Below are 1,123 nucleotides of genomic sequence, written 5' to 3' on the forward strand. Positions count from 1 at the left end.
GCAGGGCGAGGTTGGTGACCTGGGTGCCGAGCAGCGAGACCGTCTCGCCGAACCATCCGGACGTGTTCGCGCCCCCGGCTCCTCAGCCACGCCCGGCCTTCCCGGGACCCTACGGAGCGCTCATGTCCACGATCCATCTGCACCAGACGATCGCCGCCACACCCGAGGAGTTCGTCGCCGGGCTCACCGACTTCGGGCCGGGACGCTCGGACCTCTTCGGCAACAGCGCCGACAAGTACCTCGAGGTGCACGCCCGCGGACCTCACGAGGCCGACGTCACCGAGGGCTCGGCGGGGATCTGGGAACGGTTGCACTACGACTGGTCCGATCCCCGCCGCGTCGTCATGACGACCACCGACTCCAACGTGTGGGGCGGCCGGTCGGGTCACACGTACACGTTCACGCCGAAGGCCGACGGGACGACCGAGGTGGACGCAGTCGTGGTCCGCGAGGGCAAGAACTTCAAGGGACGCGTGCTCGGCGCGGTCGTCGGCACCGTCGGCAAACACCATCTCTCGAAGGCCTTCGCCGACACCGGCAAGGCCATCGAGGCCCGGCACCAGGCCGACGGAGGCGCCTGACACGACCGCCCGGACGGGCCTCGTGGCCGACGCCGTCACCGGCCGGCTGCGGCCGCAGAACCTGGAGACCCAGCGATGACCCCACCTGCACCGCCGCGGCCCGGAACCGGGGACGCCGCCGAGGGCCTGGCCGGACGGACCGTCGTGGTCACCGGGGCCGGACGCGGCATCGGGCTCGCGATCACCGAGGCGTTCCTGGCGGCGGGATGCCACGTGGTCGCGGGATCACGGAGCCGGACCGAGGCCCTCGAAGCGCGCCTGGAACAGGGCGCGGACCTCACCGTCGTGGAGGTCGACCTCGCGACCCCCGACGGCCCGGCCGCGCTGGTCGCCGAGGCCGCCGCGCTGCACGGTGGCATCGACGTGCTGGTCAACAACGTCGGGGCGGTGCGCCCACGGGTGGACGGCTTCCTGCAGGTGACGGACGAGGACTGGGAGTGGACGCTGACCGTCAACCTCATGGCCGCCGTCCGCGCCACCCGGGCCGCGCTGCCGCACCTGCTGGCCTCCGGCGGGGGACGGATCGTCACCGTCTCCTCGGT

The 1,123-nt window shown here is 72.6% G+C and carries 2 protein-coding genes; both read left to right on the forward strand.

What is annotated here, in order from left to right:
- Nucleotides 1-122: 122 nt before the first annotated feature.
- The gene (locus ABZ885_RS41750; RefSeq protein WP_360200512.1) at nucleotides 123-581 is read left to right on the forward strand and encodes a hypothetical protein; all 459 of its coding nucleotides are present in this window, start codon (nucleotides 123-125) and stop codon (nucleotides 579-581) included.
- 75 nt (nucleotides 582-656) lie between these two features.
- A partial coding sequence (locus ABZ885_RS41755; RefSeq protein ID WP_360200514.1) for an SDR family oxidoreductase occupies nucleotides 657-1,123 on the forward strand: 467 nt, incomplete at its 3' end.

The sequence above is a fragment of the Kitasatospora sp. NPDC047058 genome (assembly GCF_040643935.1).
Taxonomy (GTDB): domain Bacteria; phylum Actinomycetota; class Actinomycetes; order Streptomycetales; family Streptomycetaceae; genus Kitasatospora.

Excerpts from the sequence above, each read along its gene's own strand:
- ABZ885_RS41750 (WP_360200512.1), top strand. The coding sequence starts at position 123 with ATGTCCACGATCCATCTGCACCAGACGATCGCCGCCACACCCGAGGAG.